A 21955-nucleotide genomic window follows, 5' to 3' on the forward strand; every position below is an offset into this window, starting at 1 on the left:
GCAATTTAAGAATAGACACAGTTAATTTACATAACTATTTACTATACATAACCCTTATTATGTGAAGCTTCACATAAGAAAGGAAACATGGAGTGAATCAAGGCACGTCCGGAATTGTGGAAAGTCAATCATTTGATCAGGCCAGCGGGAAAACTAGTTACACAAAAAATCCATATTGTTATATGAAAATTTAATGGTTGTATTAGCCGTTTTCTTCTGTATAATGGACGAGTGAAGGAATGAGGAAGGGATGCGTCCCGAATTCATTTCTTCGCTTTTTCTTTTTAAAATGTCAGTTTTTGGACGGAAAGTAGGAGAAATATGGAATTTACAGTCGTTTTGCAATCTATTATGATCATAACCTTTATGATCATGATTGGCGCGCTGCTTGCCAAAACAAACCCATTGAGTGATGAGACCAGAAGGGTTTTTATACAAATCATTGTAAATGTTGCAATGCCTTGCATTATTTTATCGAGTATTTTTCACGTTGAAATGGATGACAACATGTTCAAGATGATTGCCCTTGTTTTTGGACTTTCGATCATTATTAATCTTGTTGGAATCGGCATCGGCTTTTTATTTGCCTGGTTATTTCACAGGGATTCAAATAAGTTAAGAGAAATTGCCATCCTTTCAGGACTGGGAAACACCGGGTTTATCGGTATTCCGCTTTGTGCAGCCCTGCTGGGCCCGAAGGGCGCATTATTTGCAGCCATTTTTGATGCCGGGGTCGATGTTACGATTTGGACCGTTGGTGTGATCATGCTGCAGAAAAATAGAAGTTTTGCCTTGCAGACGTTAAAGTCCATGGTGAATATACCGACAACTGCCATCATCGTCGGTTTATTTGCTGCGTATTTCCAGTTGAAGCCCCCGGGAATCATCATTGATTTGACAGACAGATTGGCTGTTTTGGCTGCACCGCTAGCCATGTTCTACATTGGCATGATGATCATGACATTGCAAAGGGGCCAGGTCCGGCGTTCCGTAAGCCATATTTGGGTGCCAATTGCTGTAAAGCTGATCATTTTGCCAGTGGCATCCATTTTTATGATTCACTTTTTCAGTTTAAATACTGTTGTCATTCAAACAGTCCTTATTCAATCGATGATGCCGACGATTACACTGGCATCCATTCTTTTTGCCAAATACTCTGCAGATGAACAGATGGGGGCATTGACGACCATTTTTTCCACGCTGCTCGGGCTTGTCACCATCCCTTTGATGGTGTATGTAATGAGTTTGTTTATCCAGTAAACTTGCAATTTAGGATGATCATGATATGATGACAGTACATGTACTTTAAAATTGAATACTTTCTTTGAAAAGAGAATTTTGTCTGCTAGGGGAGCTGTATGGCTGAGAGAAATCTGTGATTGAGACCCTTTGAACCTGATCTGGTTTATGCCAGCGTAGGGAAGCAGGCTGCGTCATCATGATGTGCTTTATGATGATAAGCCGCTTCCTTTTTTGGGAGCGGTTTTTTGTTTTTTCAAAGCAAAGAAGTTCATGTAATGGGTACACACAAATTAAAGGAGTGGAATCAATGGAAGTTGAAAAAATGCTTTTTACGGACAGGCTGTACCGAAGCGCAAAGGAAATTTGGGAGAAGAGCTACAACCATCCGTTTGTCCAAGGTGTCGGTAAAGGAACGCTGGATCAGGAGATTTTTGCTTATTATATGAAACAGGACTATGTTTATTTAATTGACTATGTGAAACTGTTTGCCATTGGCGTACAAAAAGCTCCCAGTCTTGAAATCATGACAAAATTTTCCCACTTGCTTCATGAACACCTTCATTTTGAAATGAATTTGCATCGCCAATTCGCGGCGGAATTTGGCATTTCCAATAACGAACTTGAAAACACAAAGCCGACGCCTGTCAATCTTGCATATACCCGCTATATGCTTCATGTGGCCCATAATGGAACATTGGCGGAACTAGTGGCAAGCCTGCTTCCTTGTGCCTGGCATTACGCTGAAACAGGACAAAGATTGAAAGAACAATATGGGAATCTTTTACAATCCAACCGGTATCGTAAATGGATAGAAACATATTCATCTGAGCAATTTGCATCACTCGGAGACTGGCTGATCGACTTGATGAATCAGTTGGCGGATGGAAAACCGGAAAGAGAATTGGCTGAATTGGAAAATCACTTCCTGATTACATCTAAATATGAGTATTTATTCTGGGATATGAACTATCAGCAATTGGATTGGGAGTTGTAAACCTTTGGACAGCCGAAGGAAAACCATGAAAATGAAAAAAATCACGATCACGTCGATGATTGCCGCTTTTACGACGATCACGAGCCATGTTATTTTTATTCCGGTCGGTTTTGCCAAAATTTTCCCCATCCAGCATTTTGCCAATATTGTGATATCCGTACTGTTTGGACCCGCCTATTCCCTCGCACAGGCAATGATTGTTTCCACAATCCGTAATCTTGCGGGGACCGGTTCGTTGTTCGCCTACCCGGGAAGCATGATCGGAGCACTCCTGGCTGGCTTGTTATATGTCAAAACGAAAAGGATGGGGTTTGCTTTAATCGGTGAAGTGATTGGATCCGGAATCATCGGGGCAGTTGCCGCTTACCCGATCGCCGCATTGCTCTTCGGGCGGGAAGCAGCAGTCTTCGGTTTGGTACCGGCTTTTGCTGCCAGTTCTTTTACCGGTGCCGCCCTGGGATTTGTATTATTAAAAATGTTAAAGAAAAATTCAGCTTTTGGAGGTTTGCTTTATGAAAACAGCTCTTACAATCGCCGGATCTGATTCCGGCGGAGGGGCGGGCATTCAAGCGGATTTAAAAACATTCTCCGCCCTTGGTGTATTTGGGATGTCCGCCATTACAGCGATTACTGCTCAAAATACATTGGAAGTAAGGTCAGTCCAACTTATCGATGTGGATATCGTCAAAGATCAAATCGCTGCAGTGTTTGAAGACATCGGGGTGGATGCCGTAAAAATTGGCATGCTTGCATCCCCTGCTATTATACAATCTGTGGCAGAAGAACTTGAAAAATACGGAGCTGACCATATTGTGCTTGATCCCGTGATGGTTTCAAAAGGTGGACATCGTTTGCTGGAAGAAACAGCAATCCATGCATTGAAAACTGACCTCTTCCCGCTGGCTTCGCTCGTTACACCGAATATTCCGGAAGCGCAAGTTTTGGCCAATATGAAAATAAATAATGAGCCCGACATGTATGAAGCATGCCGGATCATTCGAAAACTGGGACCCAAAGCCGTTTTGATTAAAGGAGGCCATCTCGACGGGGATCCTAATGATTTATTTTATGATGGGGAATCCTTCCAATTATTTAAAGGGCAAAGAGTCGAAACAAAAAATGTCCATGGGACCGGCTGTACATTGTCTTCAGCGATTGCCGCCAACCTGGCTAAAGGAAAGGAAATGCAAACAGCGATCGATGAGGCAAAAATATATATTACGGAGGCGATTGCCAATAGTCTTGAGATCGGCAACGGACACGGGCCGGCCCATCATTTTTTTGATTTATACAAGGGAGCGGGTGACAGACATGCTGGCAAAGATAGGACAACTATTTGAACGGGTCAGAAGCAAGCAGCCGCTTATCCACCAAATAACAAATCAAGTGACGATCAATGATTGTGCAAACGTAACACTTGCCATAGGGGGATCACCCGTCATGGCTTCCAGTCCTTTGGAAGCGGCCAGCATGGCCAAAATGGCCAATACACTTGTGATAAACATCGGTACGTTGGAATCGGACACCTTTAAAGCGATGAAACTGGCCGGAAAAGCTGCCAACGAAACAGGCATTCCTGTTTTACTTGATCCGGTCGGGGTCGGTTCAACAGACTTTCGTTCAGAATGTGCATTTGAATTACTTGAAAAGGTGAAGGTTTCTGTGATAAGCGGAAATGTGAGCGAGATGAATTGTTTAGCCGGAGGCATATGGTCAACAAAAGGTGTAGATGCAGGGAAAGTGGATCAAACACCTGAACATATTGCCGTAAAGGTTGCCCGCAAATACCGGTGCATTGCTGCAGTCACCGGCAAAGAGGATGTGGTCAGCGACGGGAAAACCATGATGATCATTCAAAATGGCCATCCGCTTTTATCCAGCGTTTCAGGAACCGGCTGCATGACAACTGCTTTAATCGGCTGTTTTGCCGGCGCAACGAACCAAATGCTTCATGCGGCTGTTGCCGGAGTATCCGTTATGGGATTGGCTGGAGAAGAGGCTGCTTCCTTATTAAATGAACGCGAGGGTCTTGGAACTTATAAAGTCAAATTATTCGATTCCATTTCTCTCATGAGCGGCCATCACTGGCAGAAAGGAGCCAAAGTGATTGAAAAAGAACAAAATGAATTACCGGCTTTATTTAGTAACTGAAGAAGGGCTGCCTTTGAACAAACTTTTGCAAGTCGTTGGAGAATCGGTTGCCGGGGGTGTTACAGTCGTCCAGTTAAGAGAAAAAAAGACTGAAGCCAAAGATTTTTATGACAGGGCGCTGAAAGTAAAAAAACTGCTTGATTCCCTTTCAGTCCCCTTGATCATTAATGACCGGGTTGATGTGGCGCTGGCGGTCGGCGCAGCTGGCGTCCATGTCGGACAATCGGATTTGCCGCTTCCAGCGGTAAAAAAAGTCATTCCCGAATCGATGATCGTCGGGGTGTCTGCACGAACCGTGGAAGAGGCCATTGCTGCAGAAGAAGAAGGCGCCGATTATATCGGGGTAGGTTCGGTTTTTCCAACTTCGACAAAAGCGGATGCAAAGCTGCTTCCAACTGGCGTCCTACAGCACATCGTTTCAGCAGTATCTATTCCGGTAGTGGCCATTGGGGGAATAAATGAAATAAACATCGGCTCCCTGAAAGACAGTGGCGCCGCAGGCGCGGCCATCGTATCGGCATTAACGAGGGCAGCCAATCCGAAAGGAACCGCCGAAAAATTATTAAAATGCATCAATGGAGTATATTCTTTTTAAACCTGGAATCAACAGATTCCGGATTTTTTATCAACAAAAAAGTTTCGAAAATCGAAATGATTTGCTTGTATTATGATTTTGTTCCATATATGGTTAAATTAGGCGTTTTATGAATTGTCGCGATGAAAGGTGAACGCAAAATGCAGAACAAGAAAGACGGGAAACAAAAACCATTATGGACGAAATCTTTTACAATGCTCGTTATTGCCAGCTTATTTTTATTCATGAGCTTTCAAATGCTTATTCCGACATTGCCGCCCTATATTAAGTCATTGGGCGCTTCGGGGTTTGAAATCGGGCTGATTACTTTAGTGTTTTCGGTTGGTGCGGTTTTAACAAGGCCGTTAATCGGATATATGCTTGAATTCAGTCCGCGGAAACCGCTCGTATTAATTGGGACAGGCGGATTATTGGCCGTTACCATTTTATACCCGTTGACCCAAATCGTCACGATTTTGTTGATGTTCCGGATGCTGCACGGATTGATGTGGGGCTGGTCGTCAACAGTTAACGGAACAGCTGCCGTTGACCTTGTTCCAAATGAAAGGCTCGGGGAAGGGATGGGTTATTATGGCCTCTCCATTACGGTCGGCATGATTATCGCGCCCAGTCTGGGAATCTATGTATATCAAAACTTCCCTTTTACAGTATTAATTATCATTTCTGCCTTATTGGGGTGCATTGCCTTTATTCTGCTGGCCTTGATTCATTATCATACACCTGTCAACATCCTGGCTGCGGATAGAAAAACTCTCCAATTTTCCGTTTTTGATTCTCTTGTTGAAAAATCCGGCCTTACACCGGCCGTCATTACTTTCCTGGCAACGTTTGGATACGGAACGATTGTTACTTTTATCGTTATTTTTGCTGAGGAAAGGGGCATTGGCGAAATCTTTTTATTTTATCTGCTGAATGCTTTGACAGCCACGTTGGTCCGTCCGATAACAGGAAGATGGTTTGACAGGAAAGGCCCCATTCAATTGGTTGCTTTTTGTTCACTCTTAACCTTCGTTTCCATGTGGATCCTATCGTTTTCAACCAATTGGGTCGGGATTGTTTTGGCGGGAACATTGTTTGGAGCCGGTTACGGTTCTTTGCTCCCTGCATTGCAGGCATGGGTGCTGGCAATGACTCCCCATCCGCGCAGGGGGGTAGCAAATGGCATGTTTTATTCGGCCATTGATCTTGGTATCGGATTAAGCGGTCTTGTCTTTGGTTTTATTGCCCTCTTTGTTGGTACGGGGCAGTTGTTTCAAATTTCGAGCTTCTTTTTCCTTATCGTCATGTTCATTACGTTTTCCGTGGGCAAAAAAATGCAGAAAGAATCGGAAACAAGGAAAAAAAGAGAATTTCTTCTGTGAAGCAAGTAAAGAAAGACGACTCCTGCGCTATTGTATCGATTATATTTTGTCGGTCCTTGTTCCTAATTATCTCATCTGGAATAAGGCGATCGAAGCATGACGAATGTAATGGGGTGCAATATATTTGTAATTAAACGAAAATATTCTTGTTAATGGATTGATATGTTCCTCTGATACGATAGGCATCGTTAGTTACTATTCAACTGACAAAAAAGGGAGGAACAAAAAATGAGAAGAAAGATTTTCGCATTTATTGCAGGAGTCGCGTTCGTGGGCTTGATTTCCGGCAAGGCTTCAGCCGCTTCACATGTCGTACAAAAAGGCGACTCTTTATGGAGCATTTCTCAAAGCTATGGGACCTCTGTAAACCAGTTGAAGGCGCTAAACAACCTAAATGGTGATCTTATATATCCAAATCAGCAGTTACATATACCTGCCGAATCGAAAACGGAAAACCAAGATCAAACATATAAAGTTGTCAAGGGAGATTCCCTTTGGAAAATATCAAACAAGTACGGTGTTTCTGTCGCGGATCTAAAGGCATGGAACAACCTATCTTCTGATATGATTTATCCGGGCCAGTCGTTGGCGGTTAAAAAAGGAGCCGCTCCGGCACCTGCTCCTGACCAAGCGGCAAACAGCCAAGCTGTTCAACAGAGCAACCCGGCGCCTCAAGCACCTGCAGAACCTGCAGAAAAACCTGCACCGGCTCCTGCTCCTGTGCAAAAAGAGGCACAGCCTGCGAGTTCCGGCAACGAAGTTTCCGGCCGTGAAATGACCGTAACTGCGACCGCTTATACAGCATATTGCAACGGCTGTTCAGGCGTTACGGCAACAGGAATTGACCTGCGTGCCAATCCGGGATTAAAAGTGATTGCCGTTGATCCATCTGTTATTCCACTTGGTTCCAAGGTGTATGTTGAAGGCTATGGGACAGCCGTTGCCGGAGACACTGGGGGAGCAATCAAAGGAAATAAAATAGACATATTCATGCCCAATAAAGGTGATGCCACGAAATTTGGCAGAAAAACAATTAAAATTAAATTGTTAAATTGAATAAGCCCATCTTTGCAAAACCCAACCTCGTGCGGTTGGGTTTGTTTTATATAAGCCTAAATTGGGGTACGATAACTCCAAGGAGGCATGAACATATGAACTTATCTTTGATTGGTGTCTATGATTCAGAAAGCGATGTTGTGACTGCAGTAAAAACATATGAATTGAAAGGATATAAAACCGAAAAATTTTCTGTGTTGGCTTTGGAAGAGGAGAAAATGAATTCAATTCAAACAAAAACCCGAATCCATCATCAACATCCTGCCAGTGAAGAAGCATTTGGCATTATCAGCGGCTTTCTTACGGGAATCAGCGGTGGATTCATAGTACCCGGTTTAACAGTTCCGGGCATAGGCCCTTTGATTGCTGCAGGCCCCCTTGCTGCTTACTTTGAAGGAACAAGCCGGAAAGATGTGAAAGATTTGCTGTTATCGTGCGGTTTAAGTGAAGAAAATGCAAATGAATACTTCTCCAAGCTAACAAGCGGCAAAATACTTCTGTTTTACGAGGAAAAGTAGTGCAGCGCTTGAAAAAAGAGCATTTCTCTCCCATAATAAGAACGGGTGTGACATTCGTCTTTATAAAAGGAGAGAAATAAAGCGTGAGGAAGCAAAGCCAAAGAAAGACCGGTCCGTCAAACCGGCAATCGCGGCGTCTGCGCACCATTTTGCTTGTTTTTATCAGTGCCTTTTTGATGTTTACTGCGCTTTATACATATACAGACAATCAAAAAGAGCAGCCGCGTATTGAGGATGAAGTGCCTTCGGATTTTATACCGATTTATAAAGCGGCGGAAAAGGAATTTGGCGTACCCTGGTATTTATTAGCGGCCCATCATCGTGTGGAAACAATCTTTTCAACGATGGATCCGATGATCTCCCCGGTGGGTGCGGAAGGGCATATGCAATTCATGCCTTGCACCTTCGTAGGCTGGGCACATCCATCTTGTTCGGGACTGGGCAAAGGCAATATTCCGGAAAAGGATAAGACAGACCCTGCTATGATCAAACAGTATGGGGGATACGGGATTGATGCCAACGGAGATGGAATTGCCGATCCATTTGATCTGGAAGATGCGATTTTCAGTGCGGCTAATTATTTGGCTAAAAACGGAGCAAAGGACGGCGAGCTGCGAAAAGCGGTATATTCATACAACCATAGTGAAGAATACGTGGAGGAAGTCTTATCTTATGCTAAAAGGTTCCAAGATTTGGAAAATAAAACGGGAGCGTCAGGCTCCCGTTTTTAAAAATACGTTATTTCCGGCCTTTTGCCATCGCCCCCATAATAAGGCTTAAAACAAGTACAAGAATAATGGCTCCAATTAATGCAGGAACAATGGCCATGCCGGCTACAATAGGTCCCCAATCTCCAAATAAGGCACCGCCGATCCATGCCCCGACAATTCCGGCAATGATATTTCCAATGATGCCGCCCGGCACATCTTTTCCAAGTATTAAACCGGCTAACCAGCCAATAATCCCACCTATAATGAGATAAAGTATAAAGTTCATTCAGATCATCTCCTTTTAAGGAATTTGTTTTGTTGGATGGGCTTGGTTTTATTATTGCCTATTCAATAATGCGATAAACATATTTTGCTTTGTGCACCAAAAATTATATTTGTAGGGAAGGAAAGTGTATGTGGAAACATTTTTTATCATTTGTTTTGATCATAGGAACGTTATGGGGATGTTCAATTGCCGCTGGGGAAAATGGACAAGTTGAAAAAATGCAGGGGATTGAAGCCACTGTCGTTCATGTTGTTGACGGCGATACAATTGATGTCAAATTCAACGACGGCAGGAAGGAACGTGTCCGGATGCTGCTTGTTGATACGCCGGAGACGAAGCATCCCCGCCTCGGTGTCCAGCCTTTTGGGCCGGAAGCGTCGGCATTTACCAAAAAATCTTTATATGAAAAAAAGGTAGTTTTAGAGATGGATGTATCTGAACGAGACAAATATGGGCGGGTCCTCGCTTATGTATGGCTGGAAAATGAGAATTTTAACCGCATGCTGCTGGAAGAAGGATTGGCGCGTGTCGCCATCTTTCCCCCCGATCTTAAATACTTGGACGAGTTTGAAAAAGTACAGGAAAAAGCCCGTCAAAACAAACTGGGCATTTGGTCGCTGGAAAATTATGTGCATGACCGCGGTTTTGAGAATGCCAATTCGGCAGGGGAAAGCAAAAAACAAGACCATCACGGATGTGATATCAAAGGAAATATTAACAGCAAAAAAGAAAAAATATACCATGTGCCCGGCGGACAGCATTATGACAGCGTCATCCCGGAAATGTGGTTTTGTTCCAAAGAGGAAGCCGAGAACGCCGGTTTCCGCCCATCCAAGAGATGATGAAAAACGGATGAAACATATTGATGTGTGCTGAAAAAAGATATCAGAATAAGTATTGCTTATGAAAAACGATAACTTTCTTATCATTTACTTATGTTAAATGTTGTAATAAAATATAATGGTGGAGGTAAACAACAATATATCGCGTTGTTTATCGGTTTTCGGAAACTTTTAATAAACGTAAAAGGGGTAATTGAAATGGCGCAATCAAAAAACGATATTTTTAACGCCCGTTCGTCTTTCGAGATTGACGGAAAAAGATATCATTATTACCGCCTGGCAGCTTTGGAAGATGCAGGAGTAGCGACGGTTTCCCGTTTGCCGTATTCCATCAAAGTGCTTCTTGAATCTGTTCTCAGACAATATGACGGCAGAGTGATTACGAAAGAACATGTTGAAAATCTGGCGAAATGGGCAACTGGCGAAGTGCAGGATGGAGAAGTTCCGTTTAAGCCATCAAGAGTTATTTTGCAAGACTTTACCGGGGTTCCTGCGGTTGTTGACCTTGCTGCACTTAGAAAAGCAATGGCTGATCTGGGCGGGAATGCTGAAAAAATCAATCCGGAAATCCCTGTTGATTTAGTTATTGACCATTCCGTCCAAGTTGATACGTATGGCAAGCCAGAAGCGCTTCAAATCAATATGGATTATGAATTCGAGCGCAACGCTGAACGCTACGAATTTTTAAGCTGGGCGCAAAAAGCTTTTGATAACTATCGTGCGGTTCCCCCTGCAACAGGAATTGTCCACCAGGTAAACTTGGAATATCTTGCTAATGTTGTTCATGCAATTGAAACCCCGGACGGTGATTATGAAGCGTATCCGGATACACTCGTCGGAACGGATTCCCATACAACGATGATCAACGGTGTCGGTGTACTCGGATGGGGTGTAGGCGGTATTGAAGCTGAGGCCGGAATGCTTGGACAGCCTTCCTATTTCCCAATTCCGGAAGTTGTGGGCGTAAAATTGACGGGCGAACTTCCAAATGGTGCAACAGCCACTGACTTGGCTTTAAAAGTAACAAATGTTCTTCGTGCACACGGCGTTGTCGGCAAGTTTGTTGAATTTTTCGGTGACGGAGTGGCTTCACTTCCGCTTGCAGACCGTGCAACTGTTGCCAATATGGCGCCTGAGTACGGTGCCACGTGCGGATTCTTCCCTGTCGATGAAGAAACTTTAAGCTACCTTCGTTTGACAGGACGTCCTGAAGAGCAAGTAAAATTGGTGGAAAAATACTTAAAAGAAAATGACATGTTCTTTACCGTGGACAAAGCGGAGCCCGTATACAAAGACATCGTGGAAATCGACCTTTCCGAGATCGAGGCAAACTTGTCCGGGCCGAAACGTCCGCAAGATTTAATTCCGCTTTCTCAAATGCAAAAAACATTTAAAGATGCATTGACTGCACCTGTAAGCAACCAAAGCTTCGGGCTGGATCCGGCGGAAATCACAAAAGAAGTGACCGTTACATTTGATGATGGCTCAGAGTCCGTGATGAAAACCGGAGCCCTTGTTATCGCTGCTATTACAAGCTGTACAAACACATCCAACCCTTATGTCATGCTTGGGGCAGGGCTGCTCGCGAAAAAAGCGGTTGAAAAGGGACTCCAAGTTCCAAAACATGTTAAAACGTCCCTTGCACCGGGATCCAAAGTTGTTACCGGATACCTGAGGGATGCTGGGCTGATGCCGTATATGTCCCAACTCGGATTCGACCTTGTAGGCTATGGCTGTACAACATGCATCGGAAACTCCGGTCCGCTTAAAGAGGAAATTGAAAAAGCCATCGTGGAAAACGATTTGTTGGTTACATCCATCCTATCGGGGAACCGCAACTTTGAAGGACGGATCCATCCGCTCGTCAGAGGAAACTATTTGGCATCTCCTCCGCTTGTAGTGGCATATGCCCTTGCCGGAACAATCGACATTGACTTGACGAAAGAGCCGCTTGGAAAAGATAAAGACGGCAATGATGTATATATGAAAGACATTTGGCCTTCAAAAGAAGAAGTTGCCGAAACAGTTAAAAAGACGGTTACCCCTGAGCTGTTCCGCAAGGAATACGAGCACGTATTCACCGACAACAAACGCTGGAACGAAATTAAAACGAGTAACGATCCGCTTTACAACTGGGATTCGGAATCAACTTACATTCAGAATCCGCCATTCTTTGAAGATTTATCAAAGGAATTGGCCACCATTGAGCCGCTTACGGACATGCGGATTGTCGGCAAATTTGGAGATTCTGTCACGACTGACCATATTTCTCCGGCTGGAGCGATTGGCAAAGATACACCGGCAGGCAAATACTTGCTTGAAAAAGGCGTTCAGCCGCGCGACTTTAACTCATATGGTTCCCGCCGCGGAAACCACGAAGTCATGATGCGCGGAACATTCGCCAACATCCGAATTAGAAACCAGGTTGCACCCGGAACAGAAGGCGGTTATTCCACTTACTGGCCAACAGGCGAAGTCGGTTCCATGTACGACACATGCATGAAATACAAAGAAGACGGAACAGGACTGGTTGTTATTGCGGGTAAGGATTACGGAATGGGTTCATCCAGAGACTGGGCTGCAAAAGGAACTTATTTGCTTGGCATTAAAACGGTCATCGCAGAAAGCTTTGAACGGATTCACCGCTCCAACCTGGCCATGATGGGCGTACTGCCATTGCAGTTTAAGAAAGGCGAAAATGCTGAAACGCTCGGCTTGACAGGTGAAGAGGTTATAAACGTTCATATTGATGAAAATGTAAAACCTCGGGACATCGTAAAAGTGACTGCGATCGCAAAAGATGGAAGCAAAAAAGAGTTTGAAGTACTTGTGCGTTTCGACTCTGTCGTTGAAATCGACTATTACCGAAACGGAGGCATTTTGCCGCTTGTTCTTCGGGAAAAACTCGCTCAATAATATTGAATCAACATCTCGCCTTAATGGCGAGATGTTTTTTTCAAAAGGGAAGAAAGCGCAACTTTTATCTGGGGTACAGTCAGGAAAATGCGGATTTACAACGCTAAGCCCATTTCCCCGACTATTCCCCCAGTTTTAACAACGTTAAGAAAGTTTCAAGGGTCTTAAAGAATCTAACGAGACCATTTTCTCCGAATTAAAATGGTATTCTCCAAGTAAATTAATATGTTCCCAACCTAGAGGTGACATATGGTGCAATAATTCTTCATTAAAACTACCTGACCGTTTTTGATATTCAACTGCCTTTGTTAGATGTAAAGTATTCCAGATACTGATGGCATTGATAATGATGTTTAAGGCACTGGCTCTTTGCAATTGATGCTGTATGGTTCGTTCCCTAAGCTCTCCTTGTTTTCCGAAGAAAATAGCTCTTGCCAGTCCATTCATGGCTTCTCCTTTATTCAATCCTTTTTGTATTTTTCTTCTTAATGATTCATCCGAAATATAATTCAAAATAAAGATCGTTTTTTCTATTCGGCCCATCTCACGTAAGGCTGTAGCCAAGCTGTTTTGTCTTGAATAAGAACCTAATTTCCCCATAATAAGGGATGCTGAAACTGTTCCTTCCCTTATAGAATGAGCTAATCGCAAAACATCCTCATAATTCTCTTTAATGACCTTTGTATTTATTTGTCCACGTAAAATGACTTCTAATTTTGGATACTCACTTGCCTTATCTATTGTAAATAATTTCGAGTCTGATAAATCTCGTATTCTTGGAGCAAATTTAAATCCTAATAAATGGGTCAGTCCGAATATTTGGTCTGTGTAACCAGCCGTGTCTGTATAATGCTCTACTATATTTAGATCCGTCTCATGGTGTAACAAACCATCCAAAACATGAATCGCATCCCTTGAATTAGTATGAATAATCTTTGTGTAATAAGAAGAAAATTGATCACTTGTAAAACGATAGATGGTGGCTCCTTTTCCAGTTCCATAATGTGGGTTTGCATCTGCATGTAGCGATGAAACGCCTATCTGCATTCTCATACCATCGGACGAGGATGTTGTACCGTCTCCCCAATAGGAGGACAATTGCAATTTGTGATGAAAATTTACTAATACGGCTTGGGCTTTATTCATTGCATCTTCATACATGCGCCATTGTGATACATTGGCCAATTGCTTATATGTAAGTCCGGGTGTTGCTTCAGCCATTTTGCTTAAACCAATATTCATTCCCATTCCTAAAAGAGCAGCCATAATAATAATTGTTTCTTCTTTATCCGGTTTTCGATTATTGGAAGCATGAATAAATTGCTCATGAAATCCTGTTATATAAGCAATATCCATCAGTAAATCGGTTAATTTTATTCTTGGTAGCATCTGATACAGGCTTGCGCTAAATTTTTTTGCTTCTTCTGGAACATCTTTTTCTAAGCGTTCAATTGACAGCTTTCCTTTTTCAAGAGAAACCCCGTCTAACTTGTTGGAATTGGTAGCTAACCACTTTAACCTTTTGTTAAGGCTGCTGGTTCTCTCCGAATGATAAACTAACTGATAATCTTGTATTCTCCTTCGTTTGATTCCATGTATCTTCTGAAAACAAATATTCTTCAAAGTCTCTATATTGTCTGCTGCCAACAATGGAAACATCTCCTGCCCTAACATGCTCCCGAAGTTCTGTTAAAACAGCCATTTCATAGTAATGACGATTGATTGTTGTACCATCATCCTCGTATAAATGCTTTTTCCAACGTTTTGAAATAAAATCCACAGGTGAGTTATCAGGCACTTTTCGCTTTCCGGATTCGTTCATTCCACGGATAATCTCAACAGCTTGTAAAAGTGGCTCATTTGCTTTTGTAGAATGAAATTCCAATACCCTTAATAGCGTTGGCGTATATTTTCTAAGTGAATAAAATCGTTTTTGCAGTAAGTCTAAATAATCATAGTCGTCAGGGCGTGCAAGCTCCTGAGCTTCTTCGACCGAAGAGACAAAAGAATTCCATTCGATAACGGATTCTAAAACCTCAAAAACGTCTAATTTTTCCTTTTTTGCTTTGATTAAAGCTTGTCCGATGTTCGTAAAGTGTATAACTTTCTCATTCAGCTTTTTACCGTTTTGTTTCTGAATTTCCTCTTGAGCCTTACGGCCTTTTGATAACAGACTAAGTATTTGTCTATCATGAATTTCAAAAGCTTTATCCGTTAACTCTTGAGTAAGATGTAATAAATAGACGGTTAATATCGAATATCGCTTATTTTCTTGAAAGTCACGGAATGCATATGGCTCATATCTTGAGCCTAAGCGAGATAGTTGAAACAGGCGATTGCGATGCAAATGACTAATTTGTACCGTTTCTAATTCCATTCCTCGTATGTATTCGAGTCGTTCTATTACTTTTAGAAATGTTTCGGGTGAAGGATGACCCGGCGGTTCCTTTAACCAACCCAATATCGTTTTATTGGATTCGGATGGATGCTGCGAAGTAATGATCTCTTCAAGCTTTCCTTTTTGTTCATTTGTAAGAGATTGACTAACAGTATTAAACAGTTTCTTTTCAGCCATTGCCCTTGCCTCCCACACCATTCTTTCAAGTGTAGTAATAGCAGGCAGTATGATTTTGTTTTTTCTTAGAAAATCTATACATTCATGTAGTAGATGTATGGCATCGCCATTTTCAAAAGCTAATTGATGAAGATGCTTAAATGCTATTCGATATTCTCTTAGAGTAAAAGTTACAAAGTCGTATTCACTTCGAAGTTCTTTCAAATGATCCCAAAGTGTATTTTCTCTTTGAGGATAAAGACTAATCGAAGATGGAGTGGCACCGATTTGTTTCGATATATAATGTATGACTGATTCCGGGATGCTTTTGATATGAGTGTATGGCCAACCGGGATACCGAAGAACAGCTAATTGAACAGCAAACCCTAAACGGTTTTCTTCTCTCCTTCGCTTATTAACTATTTCTAAATCCCGTTTGGAAAAAGTGAAGTAGGTCCCCAATATCCATTCATCTTCAGGGATTTGCATAAAATCCTGCCTCTGTTCCAGTGTAAGCAATTCTCTACCTCTCGCAATTTTCATTCAGTATCATCCCATTTCCATAATTATTCAGTTAATTAGTTCAATTATATATCAATAGAGTGTACTCTATTGATACAAGTATAGTAGACTGATAAAATCATAGTTAAGAGTGTCTCATAAGACTTGTCTCAAAAACGAGGTGAAATTTTGCAGAAAATCGGTTATGTACGCGTCAGTTCGACTAGCCAAAATCCTTCAAGGCAATTTCGGCAATTGAACGAAATTGGAATGGATATTATTTATGAAGAAAAAATTTCAGGAGCCACAAAAGATCGTGAACAACTTCAAAAAATGTTAGAGGATTTACAGGAAGGTGACATTATTTATGTTACAGATTTAACTCGGATCACTCGAAGTACGCAAGATTTATTTGAATTGATTGATTTAATACGAAATAAAAAGGCAAGCTTAAAATCACTTAAGGATACATGGCTAGATTTATCAGAAGATAATCCATATAGCCAATTCTTAATTACGGTAATGGCTGGTGTTAACCAATTAGAGCGAGACCTTATTCGTATGCGTCAGCGTGAAGGAATTGAGCTCGCAAAGAAAGAAGGGAAGTTTAAAGGACGGTTAAAGAAATATCATAAAAATCACGCAGGAATGAATTATGCAGTAAAGCTATATAAAGAAGGAAATATGACTGTAAATCAAATTTGTGAAATTACAAATGTATCTAGAGCTTCTTTATATAGAAAGCTATCGGAAGGAAAAAAATAAGCATTCATTACTTATATTAAAAATTTCCGGGGATTGTGAAACAACGTACCTAACCAAGCAGGCTATTTCTATAAGGAAGTATCAATATTTGTTTATCTAACTAGGCACGATCATCAAAGGGTTCCGAGTACATTTTAACGGAGATATACGCTAAACTCAGATTTAAAGCAAGGCTGTATTTTTCGAGAACACTTTTAAAAAACAACCTTAGTCACAAAGGAAGGTTGTTTTTATAAAGTCATGGTCTAATTAAAACAATTGCTGTCCCAAGAGCATACTTGAGACTGAAAAGGCACCAACAGGTGGTAAAACATTAGTATATATGGGAGGTCCCAAACGGGTTGTAAAGGTTGTAGCAATCCAATTTCCGTATTCACCAGCCAGCAAAGAGGGAGGTTTCATTATAAACCGTCCACTTAAAATGAAATGCCGAATGCTTATAGCGGTCTCATCAATTATTGTCAAGTTGCCAAAAAAGGAGGCATATGGTGAATCGAAACTTATTTGTTTAGCGCTTTCGTCCCAATACCCATTAATCGGAATAGGTATACCACGAAAATTAACTGTACCTACTACTTTGTTGTCTACAATGGAATCAATGGTAAGTATACCTCTAATAATGGATCTCCCCGCAATAGAAGCATCAATCCCCCATACGGATGGAAAGGGGATACTAACTTTGGCTGTCTTTGGAATTTTCAAAATTAACCTCTCCTTGATTATTTTATGTATGGATTGAGTTGTATTTAATCATAATCCTGTAGTAATGATACAGTATATGCACAGAGAATCACTTAGGTGTTTTGTTAAGAAAGAAGCATCAATAATCAATCAGCCTACTGTCTAGATGAACAAGAGTTTGCCTGACCCACGAAAAATATGGAACATTAATTGCTGCTCATACATATGGTCTCGCATTTGGAAAATTTCTTAGCTTTAAAATAAATCATCTGATTCAATGAAATGTAATGCCTATCATCACCTATTTTTATATGTATCTCAGACGAATTCCTATACCTCCGTTACTCTTCGATCATATTTTATTTGTACGAGGTGGTGTAAAATGTTTAAATTATATTTAGATCCTGGTCACGGGAGAATGGACCCAGGAGCTGTTGGCAATGGGATGCAGGAAAAAGAAATTACCTTAAATATTTCCCATAGCATCCGAAATCTCTTGGAAAACCATTATGAAGGCCTGCAAATTAAAATGAGTAGAACAGCAGATATTACGCGCAGCTTGAAAGAACGTACAGATGATGCGAATGCTTTCGGTACGGGGGCCAAAGGATGGATTTGTGGAAGAAGTGGGAGTCAATGTGGCGTTAATTCGGAAACGAATCAAATCAACCAGCATGGTTTATGAAACGAAAAAAGTAGGCGTTCGCACGAAAACAACCGTTGCAATTCTTTACATGCGTGACATTGTTGATCCTAAGATTGTTCAAGATGTAAAGAATAAATTAGATGATCTTCACATTGACGGAGCGTTTAGCGCCACTCAGCTAGAAGAATTAATGGAACCGACAAAAGCATTGTTTCCTTTGATGGGGTATACAGGCAGAGCAGACTTTACCGTGAACTGTATGCTCAATGGGCGTGTAGCGTTGATTGTGGATGGTACACCGGCTGCGTTGATTGCGCCTGCCAATTTATTTTTGCTTGTGAAAGCACCCGAAGATATCCACTTTACTGCTTTGGCAGCTACATTTGGTCAAACGCTTCGTTTACTTGGCTTGTCCGTATCGCTACTGCTTCCTGCATTTTTTGTTGCCATTCTTTCCTATCATCAAGATCAACTGCCCTATTATCTACTTGCCACTTTGGGGATTAACCGGTTGGGAATCCCTTTTGATGTGGCAGTTGAAATGTTTATTGCACTTCTCTTCTTAGAAATCCTGCGGGAAGCTGGTATCCGATTGCCTTCTGCGGTCGGCTCCACGGTAACGGTTGTAGGAGGACTTATCCTGGGGGATGCGGCCATTCGTGCTGGATTCTTATCCCCAGGTATCGTTGTCATCGGAGCAATTACACAAATCTTTGGTTCAACTTTATCGAGCCTATCATTGGCTGGAACGATTAGTACCTTACGCTTTTTTCTTTTCATTCTGTCTGCCACGCTTGGCATTTATGGCTTCTTTCTTGGATTATTTATTGTGCTCAGCCATTTAGCCTCATTGCGTTCATGCGGCTTGCCTTACTTGGCCCCAATATCACCTCCATTTAAAGACTTGGCCAACGCTTTGTTTCGATTACCTTGGCCATGGCGAAACACTCGACCGGACATGTTGAAGACACGAGATTCTACAAGGCAAGGGGACAGGCATAAATGAGGAGATATAAAAGTATGGTTGCACTTTTCCTTCTTCTCACCCTTACCGGTTGCTGGAGCAGATATGAAGTGCAAAACATGAACTATGCTACGGCTGTTGGAATAGACTATGTCGATGGCCAATACACCATGTATTTGCAATTGCTTGATTTCTCGACAGTGGCCAAGCTGGAGGGACAGCAAAAAGCGGAGCAGCCCCCGGTTTGGGTGGGCAAAGGCGAAGGTTCCTCGTTTACGGAGGCGGCAAATGATTTGTACAGTACATCACAACAACGCTTAAACTTGGGACAAATCTCTGCCATTTTGTTCAGCGAGAGATTGATGAAGGAAAACAAAGTCGGAGAAGTGCTGGAATTGATCAACCGTTATCGTGAAATAAGGTACTTGGCCTGGCTGTTTAGCACAAGAGAGCCTCCTGAAGAAATCTTGCTGGCAACCCCATTTTTTAGATTTTCGCCAAATGCATAAAAATAGTTGTTTACTTTTATGCGTTCAAACAGTTGATTTATCAACCTTATGGTAAAAGCAAACGACTTTATTGTAATAAAACAAACCGATTAGTAAACAACTTTATTGGTAAGGAAAGAACTTTATTGTCACTCAACAGTTTCGTCATGTTAAATTTTGCCTAGCGTATGTTTTGCGCTTTTTGTTGGTAGGACCCCGTGTTTAAAAGTTAAACAAGGATTAAGATTGAGACGCCCTGACACTATTTCATAGGTGTTTTTATTTTGGATTCAGAATCTGGGTTTATTTTTCTAATGAAAGAATGGATGTCTGAATAAATCCGAAAACCAACATTCCAATTGGACAAATGCACATTTTTACTTCCTTGCATATACTGCTATGGGCTTCATGAAAGGAGTGTGTTGAAAATGAGTGAAAAATGGAAACTTAGTGATCCGTATGTTTATCAAGCTTTAATGGGACTTCACAATCAATCCCTTGCTGTTCAAACGACCCACGGCTCTGTACGAGGTGTATTACGAGAGGTCATGCCTGATCATATCGTCATCATGATGGGCGGGACACCATTCTATGTACGTACAGCACAAATAATTTGGTTTCATCCGACGATGTGAGAATAAGCCAAGCTCCATCCAACATATGATGAAAATGATTATTGTTTACGGATGGAGGTGTAAAGCTTATGATGAAACGCGTGAATAAAATTGCCATTGAGTTACCATATCCAGAACATGGCGATATGAATGCTGCTGCAGCTGTACAAGAATTAATGGGTGGAAAATTCGGTGAGATGTCCACCTTAAACAATTACATGTTTCAATCCTTTAATTTCCGCGGTAAAAAAAAGCTAAAGCCCTTTTATGATTTAATTGCAAGTATTACAGCGGAGGAATTTGGCCATGTTGAATTAGTAGCGAATGCAATTAATCTGCTCTCGATTGGCAATACCATTCCTGGCAATCCTGATACCGCCCCACTGCAAAATGGAAAGGATGCCCGTTATTCTACACATTTTACAACCACTGCTCAAACAGCTTTTCCAGGTGACGGGATGGGAAGACCGTGGAATGGGTCGTATGTAAATAACAGTGGAACGCTCGTTGAAGATCTACTCGCCAATTATTTATTGGAAATCGGTGCTAGAAACCACAAAATGCGTGTGTATGAAATGACGACCCATCCGACTGCCTTAGAGATGACCGGATACTTGCTTGTCAGAGGTGGGACTCATATTATTGCCTATGCAAAAGCACTAGAAGTAGCTACAGGTGTGGATGTGGGTAAAATGCTTCCAGTTCCAAGTTTGGATAATAATAAGTTTGATTATGCCAAAAAGTTTATGGATCAAGGATTGTACAATGTGTTGTATACATGGGGAGAAGCGGATTATCGTGATATCAACCAAATTTGGAAAGGTGCAAACCCAGAAACAGGTGAAAGGCTGCATGTAATTGACGGAATGCCTGAAGGTGCGCCTGTACCCGATTTTCCAGAACTTCCAGAGCAATTCGCTCCAGGGATTGATTTGGATGATTACTATCGTATTTTAAAACGTTTAAAAAGCAATATGTAAACTTTAATAAAGAGCCACTGTAATTAATCATAATTACAATGGCTTGTTTTTCTTTCTGCCTTAAATAAAGGTAAGTTAATCAAGGGTGCATGCTGTACACCTTAAGACAGTCGCATTATCCGATATTTAGGTCTGGACTAGGTATTCTATACAACATTCTCTTCTTTATTTAGCTTTCTATTCAATCTTAAATTTCATCAATTGCATTATAACCGTAACCTTTTCTATTCCAGAAAGGTAGGGTTGGTTGAGTTCTATCATAAGAATCAGTAGCTTTTGTCATAATCTTATATTCACCTTTGTCCAGTACAGTCCACTCCACTCATAAGACCAAGATTGCCACCCATAACCAGCATTTTTAGCTGACTCTAACATTGCATTTAGCCAAGTAATCCCACCGTCGATACTTATCTCCAACTTTGTAATAAAGCCTTTACCTGCCCAAGGAATCCCTTTAATCAAATGCTTACCATTATTTAAAGTCTCCTTTAATGAAAAGTTATAAGAGCTATTGCTGTCAACGAGAAATAGAAGAAATGATGGGGATATGGAAAAGGGGTTATTATCGAAAAAATGGAGCTATACGTCAAAAATAATTCAGATTTAAATTTCCCAAAAATCATTGAATAAAAAATTCTCCATAAAGCAAAATAAAAGAGTAAAAAAAAATTCAAGGAGGAAATTATCATGACAGTAATAAATGACGTTAAAACAGCTCTAGCAGGATTGAAAAGTGCTCAAGCAAGTTTTGAAACATTTGCTCTTGGTACAGATAATCAACAAGCTAAGCAACTTTACCAAGATGCAGCTAAGCAAACCCAATCCGTTGTAGACAGCATTGAACCACGTGTTCAACAAATCGAACAAGAAGAACCTCAATACAAACAACAGTAATTAGTAAGGCGAAAAAAGGTTGGCCTCTTAACCAACCTTTTTTCAGCTGTTCAAATAAAAAACATGGAGGTGATTTTTTTGAAAGATAAAATAACCACATTGAAAAACCTACTTTTTATTATCCCAAATTACGAAAGTAAATTTGCCGAAAACTAATTCAGCGCTCTTTTGGGAACAATTTACAAATCTGGGTACTA

General features: G+C 41.4%; 22 protein-coding genes, 1 pseudogene and 1 riboswitch. Of the genes and pseudogenes, 19 read left to right on the forward strand and 4 right to left on the reverse strand.

Annotation, left to right across the window (positions count from 1 at the left end):
• The first annotated feature begins 321 nt into the window (after positions 1-321).
• The 10 genes from AB1L08_RS17270 (at position 322) to AB1L08_RS17315 (ending at position 8648) form a co-directional block, all read left to right on the forward strand.
• The gene (locus AB1L08_RS17270) at positions 322-1260 is read left to right on the forward strand and encodes an AEC family transporter (RefSeq protein ID WP_413065897.1); all 939 of its coding nucleotides are present in this window, start codon (positions 322-324) and stop codon (positions 1258-1260) included.
• Between the two features lie 77 nt (positions 1261-1337).
• Positions 1338-1439: riboswitch (TPP riboswitch) on the forward strand.
• Positions 1440-1549: 110 nt separating this feature from the next.
• Positions 1550-2236 (forward strand): thiaminase II, encoded by a 687-nt coding sequence (gene tenA / locus AB1L08_RS17275; RefSeq protein WP_413065898.1) that lies wholly within the window; start codon positions 1550-1552, stop codon positions 2234-2236.
• Between the two features lie 25 nt (positions 2237-2261).
• On the forward strand, positions 2262-2780 hold the full coding sequence (thiW, locus tag AB1L08_RS17280) for an energy coupling factor transporter S component ThiW (protein WP_413065899.1): 519 nt from the start codon (positions 2262-2264) through the stop codon (positions 2778-2780).
• On the forward strand, positions 2749-3576 hold the full coding sequence (gene thiD, locus AB1L08_RS17285) for a bifunctional hydroxymethylpyrimidine kinase/phosphomethylpyrimidine kinase (protein WP_413065900.1): 828 nt from the start codon (positions 2749-2751) through the stop codon (positions 3574-3576). The genes thiW and thiD overlap by 32 nt, the downstream gene beginning before the upstream one ends.
• On the forward strand, positions 3548-4387 hold the full coding sequence (gene thiM, locus AB1L08_RS17290) for a hydroxyethylthiazole kinase (RefSeq protein WP_413065901.1): 840 nt from the start codon (positions 3548-3550) through the stop codon (positions 4385-4387). The genes thiD and thiM overlap by 29 nt, the downstream gene beginning before the upstream one ends.
• Positions 4344-4982, forward strand: a complete 639-nt coding sequence (gene thiE / locus AB1L08_RS17295; protein WP_413065902.1) for a thiamine phosphate synthase — start codon at positions 4344-4346, stop codon at positions 4980-4982. Before thiM ends, thiE begins: the two co-directional genes overlap by 44 nt.
• Positions 4983-5122: 140 nt before the next feature.
• A complete protein-coding gene (locus AB1L08_RS17300) occupies positions 5123-6343 on the forward strand; it encodes an MFS transporter (protein WP_413065903.1) in 1221 nt (406 codons plus the stop codon).
• A gap of 228 nt (positions 6344-6571) precedes the next feature.
• Positions 6572-7399: a 3D domain-containing protein gene (locus AB1L08_RS17305; RefSeq protein ID WP_413065904.1), complete on the forward strand. Its 828-nt coding sequence runs from the start codon at positions 6572-6574 to the stop codon at positions 7397-7399.
• A gap of 95 nt (positions 7400-7494) precedes the next feature.
• The gene (locus AB1L08_RS17310) at positions 7495-7917 is read left to right on the forward strand and encodes a sulfate transporter (protein ID WP_413065905.1); all 423 of its coding nucleotides are present in this window, start codon (positions 7495-7497) and stop codon (positions 7915-7917) included.
• Positions 7918-8000: 83 nt separating this feature from the next.
• Positions 8001-8648, forward strand: a complete 648-nt coding sequence (locus AB1L08_RS17315; RefSeq protein WP_413065906.1) for a lytic transglycosylase domain-containing protein — start codon at positions 8001-8003, stop codon at positions 8646-8648.
• Positions 8649-8655: 7 nt separating this feature from the next.
• Here the strand turns inward: AB1L08_RS17315 and AB1L08_RS17320 are convergent, their stop codons facing one another.
• Positions 8656-8913: a GlsB/YeaQ/YmgE family stress response membrane protein gene (locus tag AB1L08_RS17320; protein WP_413065907.1), complete on the reverse strand. Its 258-nt coding sequence runs from the start codon at positions 8911-8913 to the stop codon at positions 8656-8658.
• Between the two features lie 128 nt (positions 8914-9041).
• Between AB1L08_RS17320 and AB1L08_RS17325 the strand changes: the two genes are divergently transcribed.
• Entirely contained in the window at positions 9042-9755 is a 714-nt protein-coding gene (locus AB1L08_RS17325) for a thermonuclease family protein (protein WP_413065908.1), read from the forward strand.
• Between the two features lie 198 nt (positions 9756-9953).
• The gene (gene acnA, locus AB1L08_RS17330) at positions 9954-12671 is read left to right on the forward strand and encodes an aconitate hydratase AcnA (protein WP_413065909.1); all 2718 of its coding nucleotides are present in this window, start codon (positions 9954-9956) and stop codon (positions 12669-12671) included.
• A 144-nt stretch (positions 12672-12815) separates the two neighbouring features.
• Here acnA and AB1L08_RS17335 read toward each other — a convergent pair.
• Positions 12816-15768: pseudogene (locus AB1L08_RS17335) on the reverse strand (Tn3 family transposase).
• A 147-nt stretch (positions 15769-15915) separates the two neighbouring features.
• Here AB1L08_RS17335 and AB1L08_RS17340 point away from each other — a divergent pair.
• Positions 15916-16491 carry a recombinase family protein gene (locus AB1L08_RS17340; RefSeq protein WP_001169292.1) on the forward strand — a complete coding sequence of 192 codons (576 nt, stop codon included), beginning with the start codon at positions 15916-15918 and terminating at the stop codon, positions 16489-16491.
• A gap of 249 nt (positions 16492-16740) precedes the next feature.
• On the opposite strand, the gene AB1L08_RS17345 is transcribed toward AB1L08_RS17340, so the two are convergent.
• Positions 16741-17193 carry a hypothetical protein gene (locus AB1L08_RS17345; RefSeq protein WP_000701229.1) on the reverse strand — a complete coding sequence of 151 codons (453 nt, stop codon included), beginning with the start codon at positions 17191-17193 and terminating at the stop codon, positions 16741-16743.
• Between the two features lie 361 nt (positions 17194-17554).
• Between AB1L08_RS17345 and AB1L08_RS17350 the strand changes: the two genes are divergently transcribed.
• The 5 genes from AB1L08_RS17350 (at position 17555) to AB1L08_RS17370 (ending at position 20864) form a co-directional block, all read left to right on the forward strand.
• On the forward strand, positions 17555-17857 hold the full coding sequence (locus AB1L08_RS17350; RefSeq protein WP_413065910.1) for an N-acetylmuramoyl-L-alanine amidase family protein: 303 nt from the start codon (positions 17555-17557) through the stop codon (positions 17855-17857).
• Complete coding sequence (locus AB1L08_RS17355) at positions 17790-18824, forward strand: spore germination protein (protein ID WP_231120556.1); 1035 nt, start codon at positions 17790-17792, stop codon at positions 18822-18824. The genes AB1L08_RS17350 and AB1L08_RS17355 overlap by 68 nt, the downstream gene beginning before the upstream one ends.
• Positions 18821-19291, forward strand: coding sequence for a Ger(x)C family spore germination protein (locus AB1L08_RS17360; protein WP_272515607.1), 471 nt, complete (start codon positions 18821-18823; stop codon positions 19289-19291). Before AB1L08_RS17355 ends, AB1L08_RS17360 begins: the two co-directional genes overlap by 4 nt.
• Positions 19292-19698: 407 nt before the next feature.
• The gene (locus AB1L08_RS17365) at positions 19699-19905 is read left to right on the forward strand and encodes a YuzF family protein (RefSeq protein WP_042977813.1); all 207 of its coding nucleotides are present in this window, start codon (positions 19699-19701) and stop codon (positions 19903-19905) included.
• Positions 19906-19973: 68 nt separating this feature from the next.
• Positions 19974-20864: a manganese catalase family protein gene (locus tag AB1L08_RS17370; RefSeq protein ID WP_041054396.1), complete on the forward strand. Its 891-nt coding sequence runs from the start codon at positions 19974-19976 to the stop codon at positions 20862-20864.
• Positions 20865-21143: 279 nt separating this feature from the next.
• Here AB1L08_RS17370 and AB1L08_RS17375 read toward each other — a convergent pair whose 3' ends face one another.
• Complete coding sequence (locus AB1L08_RS17375) at positions 21144-21413, reverse strand: hypothetical protein (protein ID WP_080332331.1); 270 nt, start codon at positions 21411-21413, stop codon at positions 21144-21146.
• A gap of 138 nt (positions 21414-21551) precedes the next feature.
• Between AB1L08_RS17375 and AB1L08_RS17380 the strand changes: the two genes are divergently transcribed.
• Entirely contained in the window at positions 21552-21758 is a 207-nt protein-coding gene (locus AB1L08_RS17380; RefSeq protein WP_009336488.1) for a DUF1657 domain-containing protein, read from the forward strand.
• The last annotated feature ends 197 nt before the right edge of the window (positions 21759-21955 follow it).

It is taken from the genome of Siminovitchia jepli, assembly GCF_047228825.1.
Classification (GTDB): Bacteria; Bacillota; Bacilli; order Bacillales; family Bacillaceae_C; genus Siminovitchia.

Excerpts from the sequence above, each read along its gene's own strand:
- AB1L08_RS17270 (WP_413065897.1), top strand. The coding sequence starts at position 322 with ATGGAATTTACAGTCGTTTTGCAATCTATTATGATCATAACCTTTATG.
- thiM (WP_413065901.1), top strand. The coding sequence starts at position 3,548 with ATGCTGGCAAAGATAGGACAACTATTTGAACGGGTCAGAAGCAAGCAG.
- AB1L08_RS17380 (WP_009336488.1), top strand. The coding sequence starts at position 21,552 with ATGACAGTAATAAATGACGTTAAAACAGCTCTAGCAGGATTGAAAAGT.
- acnA (WP_413065909.1), top strand. The coding sequence starts at position 9,954 with ATGGCGCAATCAAAAAACGATATTTTTAACGCCCGTTCGTCTTTCGAG.
- thiD (WP_413065900.1), top strand. The coding sequence starts at position 2,749 with ATGAAAACAGCTCTTACAATCGCCGGATCTGATTCCGGCGGAGGGGCG.
- AB1L08_RS17360 (WP_272515607.1), top strand. The coding sequence starts at position 18,821 with ATGAGGAGATATAAAAGTATGGTTGCACTTTTCCTTCTTCTCACCCTT.
- AB1L08_RS17305 (WP_413065904.1), top strand. The coding sequence starts at position 6,572 with ATGAGAAGAAAGATTTTCGCATTTATTGCAGGAGTCGCGTTCGTGGGC.
- AB1L08_RS17365 (WP_042977813.1), top strand. The coding sequence starts at position 19,699 with ATGAGTGAAAAATGGAAACTTAGTGATCCGTATGTTTATCAAGCTTTA.
- AB1L08_RS17325 (WP_413065908.1), top strand. The coding sequence starts at position 9,042 with ATGTGGAAACATTTTTTATCATTTGTTTTGATCATAGGAACGTTATGG.
- AB1L08_RS17320 (WP_413065907.1), bottom strand. The coding sequence starts at position 8,913 with ATGAACTTTATACTTTATCTCATTATAGGTGGGATTATTGGCTGGTTA.
- thiW (WP_413065899.1), top strand. The coding sequence starts at position 2,262 with ATGAAAATGAAAAAAATCACGATCACGTCGATGATTGCCGCTTTTACG.
- tenA (WP_413065898.1), top strand. The coding sequence starts at position 1,550 with ATGGAAGTTGAAAAAATGCTTTTTACGGACAGGCTGTACCGAAGCGCA.
- AB1L08_RS17350 (WP_413065910.1), top strand. The coding sequence starts at position 17,555 with ATGTTTAAATTATATTTAGATCCTGGTCACGGGAGAATGGACCCAGGA.
- AB1L08_RS17310 (WP_413065905.1), top strand. The coding sequence starts at position 7,495 with ATGAACTTATCTTTGATTGGTGTCTATGATTCAGAAAGCGATGTTGTG.
- AB1L08_RS17300 (WP_413065903.1), top strand. The coding sequence starts at position 5,123 with ATGCAGAACAAGAAAGACGGGAAACAAAAACCATTATGGACGAAATCT.
- AB1L08_RS17370 (WP_041054396.1), top strand. The coding sequence starts at position 19,974 with ATGATGAAACGCGTGAATAAAATTGCCATTGAGTTACCATATCCAGAA.